Here is a 20,877-nt window from a genome sequence, read left to right on the forward strand (position 1 = left end):
GGACAACCACCTTTGATTCTCCTCTTTACTGAGCTGATTTAACATCTTTCACTGCCTTTTGGACATCCTTCATGACTTGCTCAGGAGTTTTCTTCCCATCCAGCATTTGCTGAGTGCCATTTAAATAGGCATCCACAATTTTTATGTCAACAGCTGTATCAAACCATAGGTAGGTCTCTTCAGCATTTGCAATCAAGTCAATGGCTTCCTGCTGAAGCTTTGATGCATTCTCCTCATTGGTGGTTCCTTTGACTGCACTGTACTCACTTACTTCTGCTAATTGCTCGATGCCTTTTTCCTTGGATGTCAGGAATTTAACAAATTCCATTGCCTCTTTAGGATGTTTTGTTTTTGAGGAAATCATAATGCCTTCTGGCGCCCCAGTGATAGAATTTGGATTGCCCTCCCCGCCTTCAATCCCAGGGATGTTAAATACGCCGAGGTTTTCTTTTAGAGTTGGCTCGATCAGGCCAATTTCTGCAAGCTGGAAGAAACCGATCGCAGCCTTTCCGCTCTTAAAGAGTTCACGGGAATACTCATGGTCCACTGAGTTGACTCCCTTGTTGAAATACGGCTCCAGCTCCATGAATTTTTCAAGTGCTTTTACATAGCCCGGATGTGAGAAATCGCCTTCTGCATTCTTGCGGTCATAATCTTCATTGATCACATCCTGCGGAACCATTAACTGATTCAATGAACCGATGTAATGAGAAATCGTCCATGGTGCTTTGCTTCCGAACCCGATTGGAGTGTAGCCGGCTTTCTTGATTTTATCAGACGCCGCTAATAGGTCGCTCCAGGTTTTTGGAACCTCAAGGCCAAGTTCGTCGAAAATTTTCTTATTATAAAAGAATGCCTTGCCATCCGTGGACCACGGAATCCCATAAATCTTGCCATCCAGCGTGAATGGCTTGAATTGTGATTGAATGAACTCGTTGGACCATTCTGCGTCTTCTTTTACATAATCGGTCAAATTAAGGGATTGGCCTGAACGAGCAAAATTGTAGGCAAACTCCCCGCTCCAGGAAAAGAAAACATCCGGCGGATTGCTGGATCCAAGGACAACCCGGATTTTTTCTTTATAAGAATCATTTAAAACGGCTTCCGTTTTGATTTTAATAGTTGGGTGCTGTTCTTCAAACTCTTTGACGGCTTTTTCAAAATATTGTTTTTTAGGCTGATTCGGCCAGCGGTGGAAGAAACGGAGCTCAACTACATCCTTTTCCGAAGCAGTGCTGCTTTTTGAACTGGAACATCCTGCAATGATCGATAGACTGAGTATGGAAACAATCGCAAGTATCAAAAGCTTTTTCATAAACCTTCCCCCTCCGCAATCATCCTGTGATTCTAGTAAAGGTGGAAAAGTGAAGAATCACTTTTCCACCATATTTTTTAATATTCCACTTTCCACATATATCTTCTGGTAGACAGTGGGTGGTTGCGGGCTTCTGCCAGCTGGTCTGCATATTTTCTTAAAACATAATTCAATACTAGCGGAGCTATGTAGCCTTTTACTTCATCCTGGACTCCTTCATAATCAAAATCCTTTGCATCAAGCACAACCAGTTTCTTTCCATAGCGCTTGGAGAATTCCAAAGCTCTTTCTTCCATAGGCCTTGTTTCATCCAGGCCAAGAAGAATGATAAATGGAGTTTCCTCATCAATAATTTCAAATGGTCCATGAAAATACTCTCCTGCGTGAATCGCATGGGAGTGGATCCACTGCATTTCCATCAGGATGCAAATGGCGAAGGAGTAAGCAACTCCGTAGTTGGCACCGCTTGCCATTGTATAGATGATCTTTTCATCTTTATAGAGCTGGCCAAATTGTTCTGCTTTTTCCTGATACTTGGAAACAGCCTTTTCAAATACATTTTGGAGGTTTTCTAGGCTGGTCTCGATTGCTTCAAACTTGCTGTTGTTCTCAACAACCTTTAGGACTCCAAATACTAACTGATAGAGGATGGAATAATTGATGGTGAAAGCATTTGCTTCCTGGCCCCACTCATACTTTAAGACGACATCTGCTGCTTGTGCGAGAGGAGATCCTGGTTCATTAGTAAGCGCAATAGCCAAAGCTCCGTGTTGTCTGGCAAACTTGGCTGCCTCCACTGTTTCAGGGGTTGTACCAGAATGGGAGCAAAGGATGACCAAAGATGAACTGCCCAGCTTATTGTGATTACGGTGAATAAATTCATTGGAACTGTAAAGATGAGCATCCACCTTTTGGGCTTCTCGGTCAATGACATATTTGCTAGGATACATGAGTGCTGATGAACCCCCGCACGCTACGAAAAACACATTCTCAATATTCCTTTTCTCCACTTCCACAAGAGCCTGCTTTACCTGATTTTTAACATCGATTACTAGTTCAGTTGCCATTTAAATTTCCTCCCTATAATTCTTTAGTACAACATATAACCTTGTATAATGTTATATATCGTTATACATAATGTACTATGAATCTTCTAAATCGTCAACAGAGTTTTCTGAATTATTAAACGACAAATTCAGACAAACTTGGACAAACGCATCGGGATCTTGCGTTGGATGTTACTGTTGAATTAATTCAGAAGACGTAACTAAAGTCTTAAATGAGCCGCTCATCTTCCTAAATTCTTAGTGATGAAGATTTTAACATGCTGCCATCCAATGAATATTTTACCTATTAAAAACAGGCATAAATATTTAACAGAGATCATGTTCCATTCCAGCAGGAGATTCCCTCTCTCGGACTTTCATTGAATAGTCGGCAGAATTTATGAACATGAATCCAAACAAAAAGAGCGTCAATCCTATGGACTAACGCTCACTCTGATTTATTTTTACCAAGTTCCTTCTCTTATTTTGGGGTGAGTTCACTCTCTGTTACCCATTTATGATTGGTCACTTTTTCTCCATCAGCCTTAGATGTGTAGTCAACCATATAGACGGTTGTTTGTTGAGCTGAATCAATGACGGCCTCTGCTCCGTCCATGCCCTTCATATGGTCCGCCTTTAGGGTTACTTCTGCTCCTGGTTTAAAAGCTTCATCACCGGCATTTTCGATTTCTTCGTGAATCACCCATTTATGATTCGTGACTTTTTCTCCTCCGGTTGTTGGAGTATACGAAACCGTATAAACGGTGGTATCGTACGCACCGACAATTGTGGCCTCTGCACCGTCCATTCCGTCCATATGATCGGCATTCATCATAGCCTGGCTGCCAACCTTATATGTTGGTTTTTCGGCATCCTTTAATCCTTCAGGAACTTCACCTGAACTTGAATGGTCCATCTGTGAGTGATCGGAATGGTCCATCTCCTGTTGTTTTGGTTCCTGCAGATGCCCTTCGTGTGTCTGTTCATTTGAATCATTCCCACAGCCACTTAAACTGATTATTGCTGACATGCCAAGAAATAACAGTTGCCTTTTCATCTTTATCATCTCCTCAATCATTTGCTGTTCTTTAATACTATACCTTCCTACGGTATAAAACAACCAAGATAAAGTAAAATTTCTGTTAAAAAAATTTTCCTATCTATACAAATTACTGTTAAATATAGGAACTTCCCTTTTGGCAGAAACAAAAAAAGAGCCGGTATCTTTCACCAGCTCTATCGTGAAATCCTCTAGTCGATTTTTCTTTTATCTTCAGGATTATCCCAATTATGATCTTTAATTCGCTCGTACTCCTCCATCGTAATAGGCAAGATGGTTCCATGTTTGAATCCATATGGAAATTGGAAGGCTTTGTCAGAACGGACAAACCTTCCTTCTGCAAGACTGTCTGCGACAAAAGGAACATACCCCTGTCCTGACCCGGGCACACCGTAATAGTCAAGGAACAAGCACCATTTTCCGTCTACGAGACGCACTGCCGTGGGAGCTTCATAGTAGCCAGCCTCCAGTTCCTCCATGCTTTTGTCAAATTCTTCAATCCGGCTGTAAGGCCCTGTGACATGGTCCGCCTTAAGAAGAATGAGCTTTTCCGGGTTGTGTTCGCTTTTTAGGAACATATAATAGTTTCCGTCTTCTTCATAGATCGCTGAATCAATGACACCGCTGTCTTCTTTCCTATACAAAAGCTCCGGATGAGTAAAATGTTCAAAATCCCGGGTCCTGCTGTAATAGATTCCTTTTGGCCCAAAATCATTCTCCTTATGGGAAGATGACCAATGCAGGACATAGTCCCCATGCTCCTTGTCGTAAATAATATCAGGTGCCCACATGCAGCCGAAATCATCATTGCCGATTTTAACAAGCCGTTGCTCGGTCCAATCCACCAGATTTTCAGATTCCCAGACAGAGAAATAGTGGCTTCCATTCCTAGATATCTCCTCCCAGGAACGATTATATTGATTACGCATTCCATAAGAGAGACTTAAGTCCGTTGCGAATATATAAAATTTTTCATTCTGATTGGAACGGATGATGGTAAAATCCCTTACTCCTTTGTCTCCATAGTAAGCCCATAAAAGAGGGCGGCCATTATTCACTTCTTCCCAATGGTAGCCGTCTTTGCTCAGCCCGAAATACACCTGCTCTCCGTCCGGAGTCGTCTTTTCGCGAAAATGTACAAATAAGTATGCCTGCATCTTTTTCTTCCTTTCTCTGCTTTAAAAAAGTCTTTCTATATTCTTTTCGATAGACTCAATCTTTTTCCTTCTTGATAAAACCTCATATTCATTTTTCTGTAGGGTTCCTATCTTCCAACTATTTTGTACTGAAGAATAGGGAATACGAATTAGTCAACGGCAAAAGGATGGTGTAATAGGGTTGAAGGAACCGAGCAATTTACACTGAAAATCAGGTATAGATTGATAAGAATCGCTCATATAAATGTTGAAAAGGAGGGATTTCATTGAAAAATGCCGTAAGAATATTGAAATGGGTATCAGGCAGCCTGGAAGCAATTTTAGGCATTCCTGTTATAGGAGGAAGCATTGTCTTAAGCCTTGCCTGGACACCTTTAATGTTTATGTTAATCCTGCATATTGTCACTGTTGTATTAGCTAAAAAAGAAAATCTCAAAACGGCAGGAAACATTCTTGGAATTATTACTTCCTGTCTCGCATGGATCCCATTTGCAGGAATGATTTTACATATCCTATCGGCGATTTTTATCATGGTTGAAGCCGCTAACCAGGAAAAGGAGACAAAGAAATCAATCGTCTAAAAGAACCTGTAGAAAGAGGTCAGAGATGATAAGGTAAAAATTCGAGTTCTGCATACTTCCTTCTTTCATAGAATGATTTGCCGGGTAACAATCTGCAAGAGACTCTGTTTAATGAAGCAGAGTCTCTTTTACTTATCACTCTTATAAGTAGAGGATTTGCTTCACACGTTCTTTTCAAATAACCGGTACTAGCAGATTTATACTCCCGGAGGTTTTAACTGCTTCTTTTTTATGGTTGATTTGTCTTCTAAAAACCTTGATAGCTTGAATTAACCTACATAAAAATTAAAAATCAGGACAACTTAATATCGATTATTCTTACCTGATTACTCAGTCTAATTACAAACCATAACAAAGGCAGGAATTCTTATGAAAGATTCTGGATCGTTATTTACCAAAGTTAGTAAGGAAATCTTAGAAGGAAGTTCAGGAAAGGGTTCAGTCAATCAGAAGTGGGCGATTTTTTCCATATCGTCCATCCCGCTCGTCATGACATTGGGAAACTCCTCCTTGATTCCGATTTTACCTATAATGGAAAATAAATTAGGCATCTCGGCGTTTCAATCCAGTCTGATTATTACCGTTTATTCTGTAGTGGCAATCTTTCTAATCCCTATAGCTGGATATCTTTCTGATCATCTGGGGAGAAAATCCGTCATCATACCCAGCTTAATCATTACAGGGATCGGCGGATTAATTTCAGGATGGGCATCCTTAAGTGGAGGTGACGGGTATTGGATCATCCTTGCAGGCAGGGCCCTTCAAGGTGCGGGCGCTGCTGGCTGCTTTCCCATCGTTATGCCTCTTGTCGGGGATATGTTCAAAAATGATGATGAAGTAAGCAGTGCTCTGGGGAAAATAGAAACCTCCAATACACTTGGGAAAGTGTTTAGCCCTATTATAGGCTCGGCTCTGGCGGGCTTGACATGGTACACACCGTTTTTTTCTATACCGGTTCTTTGTGCCATATCTGTTTTGTTAATGATTTTCCTTGTTAAAAGTCCGAGGGAAAAAGAAAAAAAGCTTCCGTTTAAAGATTTTATTAAAAAAATTCGTCTCATTTTCACAGAAAACGGCCGTTGGTTATATGCCATTTTTTTTATAGGCATTGTCATGATGTTTGTGCTTTTCGGCATCTTGTTTTACCTTTCGGACGTTCTTGAAATGAAATATGGAGTAACAGATCTAAAAAAAGGATTGTTCCTTGCCTTACCATTGGGTGCGCTTTGCCTTTCTTCTTACTTCACAGGGAAAATCATAAAGAAAAACAAAGTACTGATGAAATGGATTGCTTTTTCCGGTGCTTTGGTGCTTGGTGTTTCAACTTCCATGTTGGGCTTTTCTAAAGACTTATGGTTTCTCTTAACCATGTTCCTAGTAGGAGGAGTGGGCATTGGCGCCAGCCTGCCGCCACTGGATTCCTTAATTACCCAAGGAATCGAAAAGGAAGAAAGAGGAACAATCACTTCCATTTACAGCTCAATGCGATTTATTGGGGTTGCTGCAGGTCCTCCGATCATAGCAATACTAATGAACAATTCGGAGAAAATAATGTTTTTTACTCTTACCGGATTATGTGTTGCTGCTGCATTGGCAACGTTTATCGCTATTAAACCTGATAAAAAAGAAACATAAATCGTCATGTAACATTCAGTTGGCTGTCGCATCACTTTTATCACAATGTAAGATGTTAAAAATTTACCTCTTAACATAATAATTCAAACCATTCAGGCCCTTGTAATTGGTACTTTCATTTAAAGGCAGTAAGGAATCAGCCGGTTAATCGCCTTGCTCTCAGGAAGCATTGGACAGCCCTGAATCCTTGCTCCTTCCCCGAAAGCAAGTAGACCAAGGGCAGGTATACTCCCGGGAAAAATATAAGACAACCTGCTGAAACTGCCTGCCTTTGTTTCTTTGTCTCCAAACACTCTTGCTACATAATCAATTCCTGCCTTAAAAGGCGGACATGCCCTCTGAATCATTACGCAGCTTCATCCACGAAAGGTCCTTTTTTATGCTCAAGTTTAATTTAATAATTTTTCTTTTGAAAACCAAGCATAATACGTTCTAGTGGTACCCAACCAATTAATTTAGGTTTTTCCCAACCTGGAGCCGCCGTTAACTTTTCTACTTCAAGGTAATGGTCAATCCTTACCTTATCCCAAGCATGAATAACCTCTCCATTACCAATTGAAAAGCCGACATGCCCCCAATTTTTACGCACACCGTTAATTTCTCCTATACAATCATAAAAAACGAAGGTTCCTTTTGGGGGCATACCTGTATGCTTATAAGCTTCATATAAATCCGCAGACTCTTTTGCTGTATCCCCACCAAAAATTTCGATGTTATTGCTTCTCTCTAATGCATCCTCTACAAACGCCAAACATATAAAACAATAATCTTTAGAATTTAAATGCCCTTTAGCCCACTCAATTGCATTATGAATATACTCATCAAAATTTTTCTCCATTTATGCTCTCCTTTTAACTTTTATATTAATTCTAATCATATATATATATGTAAATTTATATTCAGTATTAACTCGTAATTCCCTGCTTCAAGAAGGGATTATAAATATTAAAACATATTTTTTATCACTAATTTGTCCGGATACTTTAAGTCCAATTGACCATAACCTTCAATTATTTTTGACCTAACTGATCGACTTGCAAGCGTTTCCTATGAATTAAATGTTAGATTGAAAAGTAGCTGCATTTCTTCGGATATCAGTTCTATCCTTGTTTGGTATAGTATTTTCATCCCTTACTCTACCATTAAAGCTTGATTCTTTAAGAATAGGGTATGTATTCCTTTCTATATTTCTATATGAATTTTTTTGAGATAAAAAAAGACAAAGCTCAAAATTCCGCTTTGTCGTACCTCAACCTATATATCTTCGGGATTATTGCACATTCATCTCTGCACGATAATCGTCTATCATCGCCTGGATCTCCGCATCTGCCGGTACATTCGTCATGTCGTAAAGGAATCCAGTGGACTCTGCAAGCTGCATTTTTCCGTCTAATACTTTAAAGCTCAGATCCAGACGTCCTAAATAATGCTCTTGTTCTCCGCCAGCTTGAGTAATGGGCACCATCACTTCTCCGTTAAACTCGTATTCCGGCGTTCTAATGACTTTATGTGTATCTGCGCCAATTACCGCCGAGATTCCGGGAACTTCAGCCAGGTTGTGGTCTTCAGGATTTCCGGCATGCGAAAGAACGATATTAATATCAGACTTCACCTGAGGAAGCAACCCTTTCAACGCTTCAACCGGTTCGATAAAATCAAGATGGGAAACGTCATTCCAACCGCGCATTTCCGGCTTCATTGAAGTAAGGCCAATCATGCCGACATGGATGCCATCGAAGGTAAACCCCTTCCATGGTTTAACATTCTGTATGTACTTTCCTGTTTCCTTTTCAACGACATTCCCGGTCAGAATTTGAAAATTTACATTCCGGTGGTAGTCCTTTAACTGTTCATAAAGGCTTACCGGCGTGCCTTCCCCCGCAGGGTAAACACGAAAATCATTGTTTCCGAGAACCATAGCATCATAGTCAAGGGCTTTTAAAATAGACGTTTCCAGTTCTCCCTGACCTTCCTGAAACTCACCTCGAAGGAATACATCCCCGCCGTCAACGAGAAGTACATTCTCCTCTTCTTCCCGCACATCTTCAATGATAGTCGCATATTTCGCAATGGAATTGTGGTGGAGAGTTCCATCCTCGAGTGTAACCATGTCATCCAAGTGACCATGAAGATCATTTGTCTGGAGAATGGTAAGTTCAAAGGTCTCCCCTTCCTTTAGCTTTTGGGCATCCGCCGTTACGGGCATGGTGAAAAAAGCGGCGGCCATTGCCAGTGAAAAGCACCCCATCCATGCATTCTTTCTCGTTTTCATCATCCTGTTTCCTCCATTCAAATATGTCTATAAAAGACAACGACTCCAGTAAATTGTAAAACGAGAATGTAAAGACAGGATGAAGCCTGGATTAAAGTTTTGAAAAAATGGATTTGAACATAAAAAAGGTGCATTGGATCTCCCTGGATCAACGCACCCGCCCCTAAAATTTTTAATCTCACAACTCAAAATGATGATTCTGTTGGCTGCAGGATCACTTTTTCAATTTCCTTCATCATGTCATATGCCCCTTCGGATTTGTTGGAACATATAACCGTACTCGTTGAGGTCCCGGGATAGAAAGCAGAATGGAAACTAACTCCAGGGTCGTAACCCATAAGATGGTATTTCAGAACACCTTCCTCATTGTTCTGAATCCATACCCCGTACCCATAGAAGCTATTTTCACTATTTGTTGCAATTTGCGGCGTAAACAGCTTGAGTGTGTATTCTTCACATATTAACTGATTTTGTATAAGCGCATCCCACAGCTTTGCCATATCATGGACGGTTACAAAAGCACCACCGTCTGAACCGCCTTTTACAGGGAGCGAATAGATATTCGTTTTCCAGGTACCATCAGGAAAATCAATATATCCGAGAGCGGTATTTTTGGGAAGTGAATCAAATTCAAAGTAACCGGAGTGAACCATCCCTGCCCGTTTAAAGATATTCTCTTCCACATAATCAGTGAATGAAAGCTGACTTGCCTGTTCGACAATGAGTCCCAGTAAAATATAACCAGCATTGTTATAATGAAATCTCTCACCTGCCCTAAATTTCATTGGCTGGTTCTGAAATAGTGGCAGGAAAGATTCTAAACTTCTTAAGCGGTACATCGGGTTCTGAATCCAAAGCTCTTCAAAGTCATCCATCACTTCCTCATCAAAATAATCAGGTATACCAGCTGTATGAGTTAACAGATGATGAATCGTTATGTCTTTATCAAAATGAGGAAAGGGAGCAGTCAGGCAATCCGCCAATAGAGTCTTTAATGAAAGCTTTCCTTTCTCTGCAAGCTGGCATATGGCTATGGATGTAAACAATTTGCACCCTGACGCTATGCCAAACGCCGTATCGATTTTATTCTCAATAAGTTCAGCACGATTGGCATAACCATAACTTTTCTCTGCAAAAATGGTATTTTTATCTTTAACAAGAATTGCCCCAGAAAAATCATTCTTCTTCTGAGCCTCGGCGATGGTGTTCATCAGACTCGTATCCATTGCGAACCTCCAATCTATTTGGACCTTCCCTAGCCATACTCTCGTAAGGGATTGAAAAGATCTAACATTCGTCCCTATTTTCTTGCATTTCTCGCTTTAGTTCAGTTAAACCTTCTTGAATCCAGGTACGGTCACTCCTGTTCAATCCCTCAATGATGTATCTCAGCTGATCAAATGTAACAAAACAAGAAATTTTTTTTAAGCGATCTTCAACCTTGGACTCCTCCAGAGATGATAATAAATCTCTGGTGATTTCTTTTCCGCAGTCTTCCAAAATATAGATCAATTCATAATCGGGATCGCTTATACACATGTCTCCAAAATCGATGATTCCCGTAAGTTTCTTTGTTTCGTGATCCACCAGAAAGTGGTTTGGAGAAAGATCACCGTGAATGAATGTTGGCTGATAATCATGATAGTCTTTTGAATTTAAATAGGCTTGAAAACGGGAGGAAACATAGGACCTTGTCTTTTCGTCAAGGCGGGGAAATACTTTCTCTTTTACCTCCTGATCTAACTCCAGGATCTTAGTTTTCAGAGAAATTGCAGGAACTCCCCTCTCTCTAGCAACCTCAACAGGGATGGATTGCATTTGCTTTATAAAAAGAGATAGTGATTGAACCAGACTTTGCACTTCTGCTTTGCTGAACGTTGTTATAGAATGTTCCTCTAATAACATTCCCCCGAGCTTCTTATACCCAACAAGGTACAAACCATTTTCCTGTTTGCCAACAAAATCAAAATGAGGAACGGACAAAGATACAGTAGATTCTATATAAGGCAATACCTTTATTTCTTTCTCTAAATCTAATGAGCCCTGGTGATTTTTTGCAAAACGGAAAGCCCATTCATTGTTGACTTCAAAGACGATACTCATCATGCCTTCCCCAAGTATATGAAAAGATTGAATGTCAAACTGTGGAAAGGACCTTATTAGTGCATTTATATAGGGATTGTGATTAACCATTAGACTTACCCACTCCCGTTCATGGAACTTTTAGAAAAGATAAGGATTAGCAAGGTCGATTATTCAAACACCAGGCTAAAGTTCTTATGCAGCTCGTTTTCTGTAATGGATAGCCTGATCGATAAATCTTTTGATCGCAGGACAAATTCTTTGATTCCTATAAATTCAGATTCTGCAATCAAAAAGAATTGCGTCCCCCTTTTTATGCCTTTAAAATTATTTTTCAGCTTATATTTCTTCATGATTTCTTCTAGCTGCTCCCATAATACTTAATTGAATTTGCCATGTAAGTGTTCATGGCAAGAAATGCGGACGTGCTCCTGTCTTCGCGCTTTTCCAATCACTTCCGGCGTTTACCTGATGGATCATGACAGCACTTATAAAGTGCCATATATTCTTTAAACAATCAATATGATAAAGATTGTCGCTGCTTTAAATAATAGAATGAAAACGGTCCACCACGTTATTTTCACTCTTTGTAATAATCGGTCGGTGATAAAAAACAAGATAGCGGATTCCAGACTAAAGATTTTCAGCGGAGATCCGAAAAACAATGCATCAGGAAGGAGGTAATTTCACAGGCATATACGGATGTAAATACCTTCTTGCAGACCCAGTCACTGGATGAGAGATATGATGACCCCATAGGTGGCTACAAACATGAAGTTTAAATAATATAAATTGATGAATGCACCCCATTCAACACCAAAAGAAAGAGAAAAAAAGAATGCAAATCATAAACTGCTGAGAACAGCAGATACAATTTTTCTCTTTAAAATAACAGACTCTCCCTTCTCCAACTGTACGCAAGATTTGAGACGGTCCTCAAATATATACCAATCGATGTGTCCTTCTATTCATCATACTAAACAATCGGAAAACTCTCATTAAAAATCATCTTATAAAAAACGTAAATTGAACAAATGAGCTCCAATCCCAGGTTATTACCCTGATAATAGATTAGTATTAGCCAGCACGAAATTGTACCAACCTATTAAATGTCTCTGTATCACCTGTTAAATGAATCCTTTTTTTCACTAATAATTTGCACTTTTCGGCTTGCCTCCTGACGCAGAATTCTCTCCCTTTTTTCGCTTATTTGTCATATTAGAATAAGAAACGTTCGTAGTGGGATAATTAGTAAAAAAGGAAAATGGAGGAAGGGAATTTTGGTTTTAACAAACCCATTAAGTGCATCGGAAGTAGGTTCGCTTTGGCTCACCTACGAAGAGAAAACCCTGATCATGAGGGTCTTGGAATACTTTATTGAAAAATCAGAGGAACAGCAAGCAAGAAACCTTATAGGAGGGCTATGGCAAGAACTGAATTTTTATATTCAACAGATGGAAATCCTGTTTGAAGAGCAGGGGATGGCAAAACCTGCAGGATTTACGAAAAATGATGTCAACCTTGAAGCACCTAAATTATACGATAATGGTTTTGACATTATGTTTCTTCGGATTTTAAAAGAAGTCAGCATGGGAATGTATACAGTGAATATGAATATGGCTTATAATGATCGGGTCATGACCATATATGAGGGTCTTACCACCATTACACAAAAAATCTATAAGTTATCTACCCTTTATTTACTAGAAAAAGGCATTCTTGCTCTTCCGCCGAAAGTGACCATGCCTAAAAAAGTTGACTTCATCAAGAACAAAAGCTACATGAAGGGATTCAAACCGTTTGGTGACAAAAGAGTCTTGAATACCCTTGAGGTCGGCACGCTTCATCACGCAATCGAGTCCAATAATGTCGGGCTTCAGCTGATCACTGGTTTTGCCCAATGTGCAGAGCACAAGGATGTTAAACAATATTTTGTCAAGGGCATGAAACTAGCCAAAAAACAGATCAAAGTATTTGAGGATCTTCTTTTGGAGAGCAATATCCATTTTTCTGCGACATCCGGAAGCACAGTAACCACTTCAACCGTCGCTCCGTTTTCTGACAAACTCATGATGCACTGTATCTACCTTTTGAATGGGTTCAGTCTTGTCGGCAATACTTTCGGAACGTTTTTCACCTTGAGAAATGACATAAATACAAAATCAGCGTTAATGGCAAGTGAGATCTTCTTATACGGACAAGAAGCCATTGAAATCAAGATTAAGCATGGCTGGTTTGAAGAGCCGCCACAAATGGAGGATCGGGCAGGCATAATAAAAAAGTCATAGCTCATATGCGAACCATTCATCTGACGTATATAGGTAAAGTTAAATTTTATGAACCAGATAAAGGCAAGCTCAGCTGATGCTTGCCTTTTCTTCGTTCTAAAATAAGGATCATCCCCTACTTTTCCCTGCTTGTGGAATTCTCTCTATTGCTTATTGATACGTCATTTCAATGATTTAATATCATTATTATTCATCGCTGACAAAGAACTAGCTAATAACGTCCCCAGGTATTTTAATTTTCCTAAAGTTTTATTGACGCCTATCACAATTCCCCCCTATAATTTACTTGTGACAAATCTTCTAAAATACTACATAGATACACTTCATTTTTGAAAACGATTACAAAATAAGGAGTGTTAAAATGAAGAATCGAGTGAATCCAGAGTTATTGCCGGGCTTGGAAATGTTTCCTGAACTTGATCTGCAGCCGGAGTTTTTACAGGCAATCAGAGAAGGCGCTGCTCAAATGAATCAGCTTGCCATGGCTGATGAATCTCTTTCATTAAATGATGAAATCATCCCTGGGCCGGATGCTAATCCTTTACGGCTAAGAATTTATCGGCCAAAATCCCAAAATGAAGCCTTGCCTGCCCTGTTATGGATTCATGGGGGCGGCTATATCCTGGGATCAGTAGATGATAATGATGATCTTTGCATGAGGTTTGTACAGGAAGCGAACTGTGTGGTGGTTTCGGTGGACTACCGTTTAGCCCCGGAACATCCCTATCCAGCTCCCATAGAGGATTGTTATTCGGCATTAAAATGGATTGCTGATCATGCAGCGGAATTAAACATCGATCCGCATTCAATTGGGGTTGCAGGAGCGAGTGCCGGCGGCGGACTCACAGCTGCATTGACATTATTGGCCCGTGACCGCCAATATCCTTCCCTTTGTTTCCAAATGCCGCTTTATCCAATGATCGATGACCGGAATAATACACCATCAACAAACGAGATTAAAGCAGGATTTGTTTGGAATCAGCAGACAAATGAAGCTGGCTGGAAAATGTATTTAGGAGAATTATATGGCACCGACCGAATCCCTGCATATGCAGCCCCTGCGCGAGCCGACGATTACAGTAATTTGCCATACACCTACACATGTGTTGGTCAATTAGATCCGTTCCGCGATGAAACGATCTCCTATGTAACCAAACTAGCTCAAGCGGGTGTTGATGTCGAATTCCACCTGTATCCTGGAGCCTATCACGGGTTTGAAGGAATCAATCCTGGTGCAGCAATTTCGGTTCGAGCAACCAATGAATATATCGAAGCCGTTAAAAACGGTTTTGAGAGAGTGGCTAAGGTAAAGGCTTAATCATATTCAAACAGAAACACTCACAAATGGTTCACTGATTTGTGGGTGTTTTTATCTGGTTGGAGCGTCAACATTAACCTCTTTTATTTATAAATACAGTTAATTACGACGGATTCCATATTGAGTGTGGTATCTGTTTGAAATCTTTGGGAACAGCTCTCTCCCCTACGCTTTGCTGACGGAATCACCTGCAAAACTCGCCTTCACACTGTTTTTCGACTGCATTGTTTCAGCTTTCCCCATGCTATACTCCTTTTCCCTGTCCTCCGTGTCTTCAAAAATCTCCTGTCACCTTTCCTTGGCTGGCCCTGTATTTAAAAATATCAGGTCTGCTTTCCGTTACCTGCAATACAGTAAATTAAACTCCACTCCCTCTTCTATCGGGTTCCAATCTTGCAAAAAAAATCCTTGTATTCGTCATAAAATCATCTTCCACATAATTTTTGACACATGCATGCTTATCAACTAGGATGAACCTAAATACTATACAATTGACAGGGTGTTCACAGTGAAAATTTTATTAGTTGAAGATGATAAAACCATTGCATCAGGACTGGAGTATTCCTTACAGGCGGATGGGTACGAGACCATCCTCTGTCATAATGCCTCATTAGCCAAATCAGTTATCAATGAAAGATTAGCGGATATCAATTTATGTTTGTTTGATCTATCGCTGCCCGACGGCAGTGGATATGAGCTGTGTCAGCTAGTTAAACAGCGCGGCGACAAACCTGTTATATTCCTGACAGCACTGGATGACGAAGTAAATGTAGTGATGGGACTTGATATGGGAGCAGATGATTATATTACGAAGCCATTCCGGATTCGTGAACTGATCTCACGGATTAAGTCTGTTCTCAGAAGATATAACAAACAAGTACAGACTCATACCAGGACGATCATCGAAATCGACAATGTCCAAATTAATACGCTGGAAGGTAAAGTCTATAAAAAAGGTGAAGAAATACTGCTTACCGCCTTGGAGTACCGGCTCCTTCTCATTTTTGCCAATCATGTCGGCCAAGTCCTGACAAGAAACCAGCTTTTAGAGCGGATATGGGATGTCGCTGGAGAGTTTGTGAATGACAATACGCTTACCGTTTATATTAAGCGGCTCCGGGAAAAGCTTGAGGATGACCACCGCCACCCAACGATTATCAAAACCGTCCGCGGCATGGGTTACAAAGTTGGTGATTGATTATGCTGCGTAACCGTGAAATCCGCTTATTTATGTTCGTCCAATCCATCATTTCCTTTGCTGCAACACTATTAGCGGCTTTCTTTTTCTCTTTAGAAGCTGCACTATTCTTATTTATTACTGCCGCAGTACTATTGATGGTCTCCATTTATTTTACGAAGTGGCGGTACCGTGAAATTGAGAAGCTGTCGGGTTACTTGCGCCAAATTACCAATGGTGATTATAGCCTTGATATCCGTGATAATACGGAGGGCGAATTAAGCATTTTAAAAAATGATATTTTTAAAGTGACTCTCATGCTTTCCGAGCAAAGCTCCTATCTTCAACAGGATAAAGTCCGGTTAACAAATGCCATTTCGGACATTTCCCATCAGCTAAAAACTCCCATAACTTCTATGGTCGTCATGGCTGATTTGCTAAGCGATCCTAATCTTGATGCGGGAAAGCGAAAAGAATTCACCCATAATATACAGGTGCAATTAGAAAGAATCGAATGGCTGGTCTCTTCCCTGCTAAAGCTGGCCAAAATTGATGCTGAAATCGTCCAATTTAAAAAAGAGGCAGTTCCCGTGAAGAAGCTTGTGCAAAAAGCGGTACAGTCTGTTTTGATTCCCATGGATATCAAACAGCTCTCGTTAAAGGTCATTGGTGATGAAGAGGCCACTTATCATGGTGATTTGAATTGGACCGCAGAAGCCCTTATTAATATCTTAAAAAACTGTATTGAGCATACGGACGATGGTGGATCCATTATCATCTCTTTTTTAGAAAATGCTTTATACACGGAAATTAAAATTCAAGATACAGGGAAAGGAATTTCAAAAGAAGACCTCCCTTATATTTTCAAACGATTCTATAAAGGAAAAAATGCAGGAGAGGAAAGCGTCGGCATCGGACTTGCCCTTTCTTATAGCATTATTAAAAATCAACTCGGTGATATTGAGGTAAAAAGTGAGATTGGGAGAGGTACAACCTTCCTGATCAAGTTTTATAAACAGGTAATTTAACTCCCCGGCAAATCCATCGAATAAGTTTTGGGCTCCCATTGTGACAGTGTGTTTCTTTCAAATCCCAGGAACATTCATCAGTTCCAAGCGTGTCCGAAGGCAGCGGATGGAATCTCCTTTCTCCACCTATATTCTTTTTTAGACTGTTATATGTTTAGGGGAACCCATTACTGAGGGTCCCCTATTTAAATTGCCTAGATCATGCAAGCTAACTCCCTATTTTTATTCTCATCCTCACACACTCTCTCAAATACTGAATGATGGCTTCCCTTTATATTTAATAGTAAAATGAAACAAAAATAAGGCGCGACAACCACTATATCTACGGAATCCTAACCGCAGCCTCCAATTGCGGAGGTAAAATTATAATCTTTACCACCTGTTCTTCCTCTAAACGACATACTGGTTTTAACAGAGACTTTTAAAACCTGCAAATAGATATATTTCAGGTAGGTTTGAAGTTTACCGTCTCCTTTTCCAACAAATCTGCAGGTGACTAAATCGTCACTTAAGAGTCACTTCACCGTCATTTTAGACAGATATACTGTAAATATAAAGAAACGGAGGGAACTTAATGAGTATTTTAAGAATAGAAAATCTGTCTAAAGTGTATGGCAAGGGAGAAGCGGCTGTTAAGGCCCTGGATGATGTTTCGTTTTCTGTGAAAAAAGGAGAATTTGTCGTCATCATCGGCCCGTCGGGTTCAGGTAAATCGACGCTGCTCCATTTACTTGGAGGAGTGGACAGGCCAACGAGCGGAAGAGTTTTAATTGATGATACCGATTTATACAAGCTGAATGAAACGCAGCTCGCCATCTTCAGGAGGAGGCAGATTGGATTAATTTATCAGTTCTATAACCTGATCCCCATTCTGACTGTTGAAGAAAACATCACACTGCCTTTGCTGTTGGATGAACATAAGGTGGATCGAAAGCAATTTAATGAGATTGTTGACAAACTTGGGTTAACACATCGCCTCGGACATTTGCCTAATCAGCTGTCTGGCGGCCAGCAGCAGCGGGTTTCCATCGGCCGGGCGCTGATCAGCAATCCTGCCATCATGCTTGCGGATGAACCTACAGGTAATTTGGACAGCAAAAATGGCGAGGAGATTATGGAACTTTTAAAGATGTTTAATAAAACATTTAACCAAACCCTCATTGTTATCACACATGATGAACGGATTGCCCTGCAAGCCGACCGTGTCATTTCGATTGAAGATGGTCGAGTGGCCAAGGATGAGGTGATTCGTTCATGAACATCGTCAATAAACTCACCGCCAGGCATTTAAAAAAGAATAAGAGGCGGACCATGATCACGATTATTGGCGTCATCATTTCCGTCGCCATGATCATGGCCGTTGCCACCCTGGGCGTTTCATTCCTCGATTTAATGAAAAGACAAACCATCGCCTCAACCGGTGAATGGCATGTTCACTATAAAAATCTGAACAGAGACCAGGCCGATGCAATCCAGGATGATGAAGCAACAAGCAAACTGGCGCTTAAAAACGACCGAGGCTATGCCAAACTAGAAGGCTCAAAGAATCGAAACAAGCCTTATTTGTTCCTTCGCGAATACAGTGAACAAGGCTTTGACCAGTTTCATGTTGAATTGGCAAAGGGACGACTGCCGAAAGCAGCAAATGAAGTCGTCATTTCAGAAGAAATCATAAAAGATGCAAAAGTGGACTATAAGATTGGCGATGAAATAACCCTTGAATTAGGTAAAAGGGTCCTTCCCGAGGTACTATCTCCCTTAGACCAAAACGTCTCGTTGCAGATGCAAGAAGACGGGACCTTGGAAACTCTGGACGCCGAAGAGACGGCCTCCTTCACCATTGTCGGCATGATCAAGCGCCCTGTATGGGAACCGACCTGGTCACCAGGATACACGGTGATCAACTATATCGATCCTGAATTAGTAACAGAGAAGGATTCCTTCGATGCGTTTGTCGTGATGGATCAATTGAGCGGCTCCTTCTATAGCGATGTTAAGACACTTATGAAGAAAAATCAGATTGAAACAGCTTCTTACAATGATGATTTATTGCGTTTAGATGGGCTCACTGATAATGATAATCTTCGTGTCACCTTATTCTCCCTTGCGGCAATCATCATGGTGGTCATTATCGTCGGCTCTGTGGCGTTGATTTATAACGCTTTCGCCATCAGTGTTTCGGAACGGACAAGGCACCTGGGCATGCTTGCCAGCGTAGGGGCTACGAAAAAGCAAAAGCGGAATTCAGTCTTTTTCGAAGGAGTCCTGATCGGTGCTTTTAGTATCCCGGTTGGCATTCTGGCTGGACTTGGAGGGATTGCCGTTACCTTTTGGTATGTGAACACCAATCTTGCGGCGGCACTGGGTGATAGTTCCGAGAAGCTGGAAATCGTGATTACTCCGCTGTCTTTCCTTGCAGCTTGTCTTATATCAATTATTACCATCTTTTTCTCCACCTATCTGCCGGCTCGAAAGGCTTCCAAGATCTCGGCCATCGATGCCATCCGCCAGACGCAGGACATCAAGATATCTGGTAAAAGCATTAAAACATCGAGATTCGTCCGCAAACTATTTGGAATGGAAGCGGAGATTGGGCTGAAAAACGTAAAAAGAAATAAGAAAAGATACCGGGTAACCGTGTTCTCGCTGATCATCTCGATTGTCCTGTATTTGTCCGTTTCCTTTTTTACCACAAGCCTCGGCAAATCAGCGGACTTGTCCCAGGAAGATATTGATTACGATATTCACGTGATCGGCAGTGACCTAAGCATCAAGGATTTGGAGCCTTTCACTCTTCTCGATAAGGTATCCAACACAAGCCTGCAGACAAGCATGTGGGGAGCTGCGGAAATAAATGAAAAAGCCCTGCCGGATCTGTTAGTGGATCAAATCAAAGATGGAAAATATGAGTATAGCGTAAACCTAGTTGGACTAGAAGAAAAAAGCTTTCAGCAATATGCTGAAAAAATCGGGGCGGATGTTCAAGACTTTACTGCCACTGGGAAACCGGCTGCAATCGTTATCGATCGAATTTCGTATCAGGACTACTCAACAGGCAAATTCATTGAGACAAAATCAATTGAAGCGAAGCCCGGGGAAAAAATTCAGATCATATTCAAAAAGGATGAAAATGCAAAACCAATATCACTGCCTGAACTGGAAATAGCCGCCCTGACTGATCAGGTTCCAATGGGGGTCACGACGTCCACCCTTGGAGGAGTCGATATCATCATACCGCAAAAGACGATGGATGAGGTGAAGAGTGTCCATCCACTGGTCAAAAAGGAAATTAACTACCATCTATTTCTGAACAGTTCGGATCCAATGGCAACCCAGAGGGAAATTGAACGTGCCATTCCTTCCAATGTGTCTATCTTCAACGTTTATCAGCAGAAAGAAAATGCGCAGCAGCTCCTTATGTTCGTCTCTATCTTTACAAATGGCTTTATTGCCCTGATTTCGCTCATCTCGATAGCGAACATCTTTAATACGATTTCAACCAGCATTTCGTTACGAAAACGTGAATTTGCAATGTTAAAATCGGTGGGACTGACGCCAAAAGGCTTCAATAAAATGATGTATTATGAAAGCATCTTTTATGGAATGAAGGCCCTATTGTACGGCCTCCCAATCAGCGGCATCGTCATGGTCCTGATTTATATGGCTCTGCAGCCAACATTTGAATATGGCTTCCTCCTTCCATGGATGAATATCCTCTTCGTGATTGCAGCCATTTTCATCATTGTCGGCTCCGCGATGCTGTACTCCATTCAGAAAATCAAGAAGGAAAATATCATTGACGGATTAATTCAGGAAAATATTTAAAAGAGGAACAGGTGCTTGATCAGCTAGCACCTGTTTCTTTTTTTATACATCTTATATGACTTTATTACGTGACCTTCTCCCTTTCCTTCCGCC

At 40.8% G+C, this 20,877-nt stretch carries 18 protein-coding genes; 8 read left to right on the top strand and 10 right to left on the bottom strand.

Annotated features, from left to right (window positions below; genetic code table 11):
* Positions 1 to 25 precede the first annotated feature (25 nt).
* From EV146_RS08490 to EV146_RS08505, 4 genes are all read right to left on the bottom strand, one after another.
* Positions 26 to 1,315, bottom strand: coding sequence for an ABC transporter substrate-binding protein (locus EV146_RS08490; RefSeq protein WP_132004609.1), 1,290 nt, complete (start codon positions 1,313 to 1,315; stop codon positions 26 to 28).
* Between the two features lie 77 nt (positions 1,316 to 1,392).
* The gene (locus EV146_RS08495; RefSeq protein ID WP_132004612.1) at positions 1,393 to 2,382 is read right to left on the bottom strand and encodes an SIS domain-containing protein; all 990 of its coding nucleotides are present in this window, start codon (positions 2,380 to 2,382) and stop codon (positions 1,393 to 1,395) included.
* A 460-nt stretch (positions 2,383 to 2,842) separates the two neighbouring features.
* Complete coding sequence (locus EV146_RS08500; RefSeq protein WP_132004615.1) at positions 2,843 to 3,418, bottom strand: YdhK family protein; 576 nt, start codon at positions 3,416 to 3,418, stop codon at positions 2,843 to 2,845.
* Between the two features lie 194 nt (positions 3,419 to 3,612).
* Positions 3,613 to 4,578, bottom strand: a complete 966-nt coding sequence (locus tag EV146_RS08505) for a glycoside hydrolase family 43 protein (RefSeq protein ID WP_132004618.1) — start codon at positions 4,576 to 4,578, stop codon at positions 3,613 to 3,615.
* A gap of 266 nt (positions 4,579 to 4,844) precedes the next feature.
* Between EV146_RS08505 and EV146_RS08510 the strand changes: the two genes are divergently transcribed.
* Both EV146_RS08510 and EV146_RS08515 read left to right on the top strand, forming a co-directional pair.
* On the top strand, positions 4,845 to 5,159 hold the full coding sequence (locus EV146_RS08510) for a hypothetical protein (protein WP_132004621.1): 315 nt from the start codon (positions 4,845 to 4,847) through the stop codon (positions 5,157 to 5,159).
* Between the two features lie 369 nt (positions 5,160 to 5,528).
* Entirely contained in the window at positions 5,529 to 6,794 is a 1,266-nt protein-coding gene (locus tag EV146_RS08515) for an MFS transporter (protein WP_132004624.1), read from the top strand.
* A 119-nt stretch (positions 6,795 to 6,913) separates the two neighbouring features.
* Here the strand turns inward: EV146_RS08515 and EV146_RS08520 are convergent, their stop codons facing one another.
* The 6 genes from EV146_RS08520 to EV146_RS08545 form a co-directional block, all read right to left on the bottom strand.
* A complete protein-coding gene (locus tag EV146_RS08520) occupies positions 6,914 to 7,141 on the bottom strand; it encodes a hypothetical protein (RefSeq protein ID WP_132004627.1) in 228 nt (75 codons plus the stop codon).
* 47 nt (positions 7,142 to 7,188) lie between these two features.
* Entirely contained in the window at positions 7,189 to 7,632 is a 444-nt protein-coding gene (locus EV146_RS08525) for an NlpC/P60 family protein (RefSeq protein ID WP_132004630.1), read from the bottom strand.
* A gap of 432 nt (positions 7,633 to 8,064) precedes the next feature.
* Positions 8,065 to 9,069 (bottom strand): bifunctional metallophosphatase/5'-nucleotidase, encoded by a 1,005-nt coding sequence (locus EV146_RS08530; RefSeq protein ID WP_241993865.1) that lies wholly within the window; start codon positions 9,067 to 9,069, stop codon positions 8,065 to 8,067.
* A 182-nt stretch (positions 9,070 to 9,251) separates the two neighbouring features.
* Positions 9,252 to 10,292, bottom strand: coding sequence for a serine hydrolase domain-containing protein (locus EV146_RS08535; RefSeq protein ID WP_132004633.1), 1,041 nt, complete (start codon positions 10,290 to 10,292; stop codon positions 9,252 to 9,254).
* Between the two features lie 61 nt (positions 10,293 to 10,353).
* A complete protein-coding gene (locus tag EV146_RS08540) occupies positions 10,354 to 11,259 on the bottom strand; it encodes a phosphotransferase family protein (protein WP_132004636.1) in 906 nt (301 codons plus the stop codon).
* A 59-nt stretch (positions 11,260 to 11,318) separates the two neighbouring features.
* Positions 11,319 to 11,501, bottom strand: a complete 183-nt coding sequence (locus tag EV146_RS08545) for a hypothetical protein (protein WP_132004639.1) — start codon at positions 11,499 to 11,501, stop codon at positions 11,319 to 11,321.
* Positions 11,502 to 12,428: 927 nt separating this feature from the next.
* Between EV146_RS08545 and EV146_RS08550 the strand changes: the two genes are divergently transcribed.
* From EV146_RS08550 to EV146_RS08575, 6 genes are all read left to right on the top strand, one after another.
* Positions 12,429 to 13,436, top strand: coding sequence for a DUF3231 family protein (locus EV146_RS08550; RefSeq protein WP_132004642.1), 1,008 nt, complete (start codon positions 12,429 to 12,431; stop codon positions 13,434 to 13,436).
* Between the two features lie 361 nt (positions 13,437 to 13,797).
* Positions 13,798 to 14,754, top strand: a complete 957-nt coding sequence (locus EV146_RS08555) for an alpha/beta hydrolase (RefSeq protein WP_132004645.1) — start codon at positions 13,798 to 13,800, stop codon at positions 14,752 to 14,754.
* A 508-nt stretch (positions 14,755 to 15,262) separates the two neighbouring features.
* Positions 15,263 to 15,952, top strand: a complete 690-nt coding sequence (locus EV146_RS08560; RefSeq protein ID WP_132004648.1) for a response regulator transcription factor — start codon at positions 15,263 to 15,265, stop codon at positions 15,950 to 15,952.
* 2 nt (positions 15,953 to 15,954) lie between these two features.
* Positions 15,955 to 16,959, top strand: a complete 1,005-nt coding sequence (locus tag EV146_RS08565) for a sensor histidine kinase (protein WP_132004651.1) — start codon at positions 15,955 to 15,957, stop codon at positions 16,957 to 16,959.
* A gap of 574 nt (positions 16,960 to 17,533) precedes the next feature.
* Positions 17,534 to 18,217, top strand: coding sequence for an ABC transporter ATP-binding protein (locus EV146_RS08570; RefSeq protein WP_132004654.1), 684 nt, complete (start codon positions 17,534 to 17,536; stop codon positions 18,215 to 18,217).
* Positions 18,214 to 20,784, top strand: a complete 2,571-nt coding sequence (locus EV146_RS08575; RefSeq protein WP_132004657.1) for an ABC transporter permease — start codon at positions 18,214 to 18,216, stop codon at positions 20,782 to 20,784. The genes EV146_RS08570 and EV146_RS08575 overlap by 4 nt, the downstream gene beginning before the upstream one ends.
* Positions 20,785 to 20,877: the final 93 nt, after the last annotated feature.

It is taken from the genome of Mesobacillus foraminis, from assembly GCF_004340465.1.
Classification (GTDB): domain Bacteria; phylum Bacillota; class Bacilli; order Bacillales; family Cytobacillaceae; genus Mesobacillus_B; species Mesobacillus_B foraminis.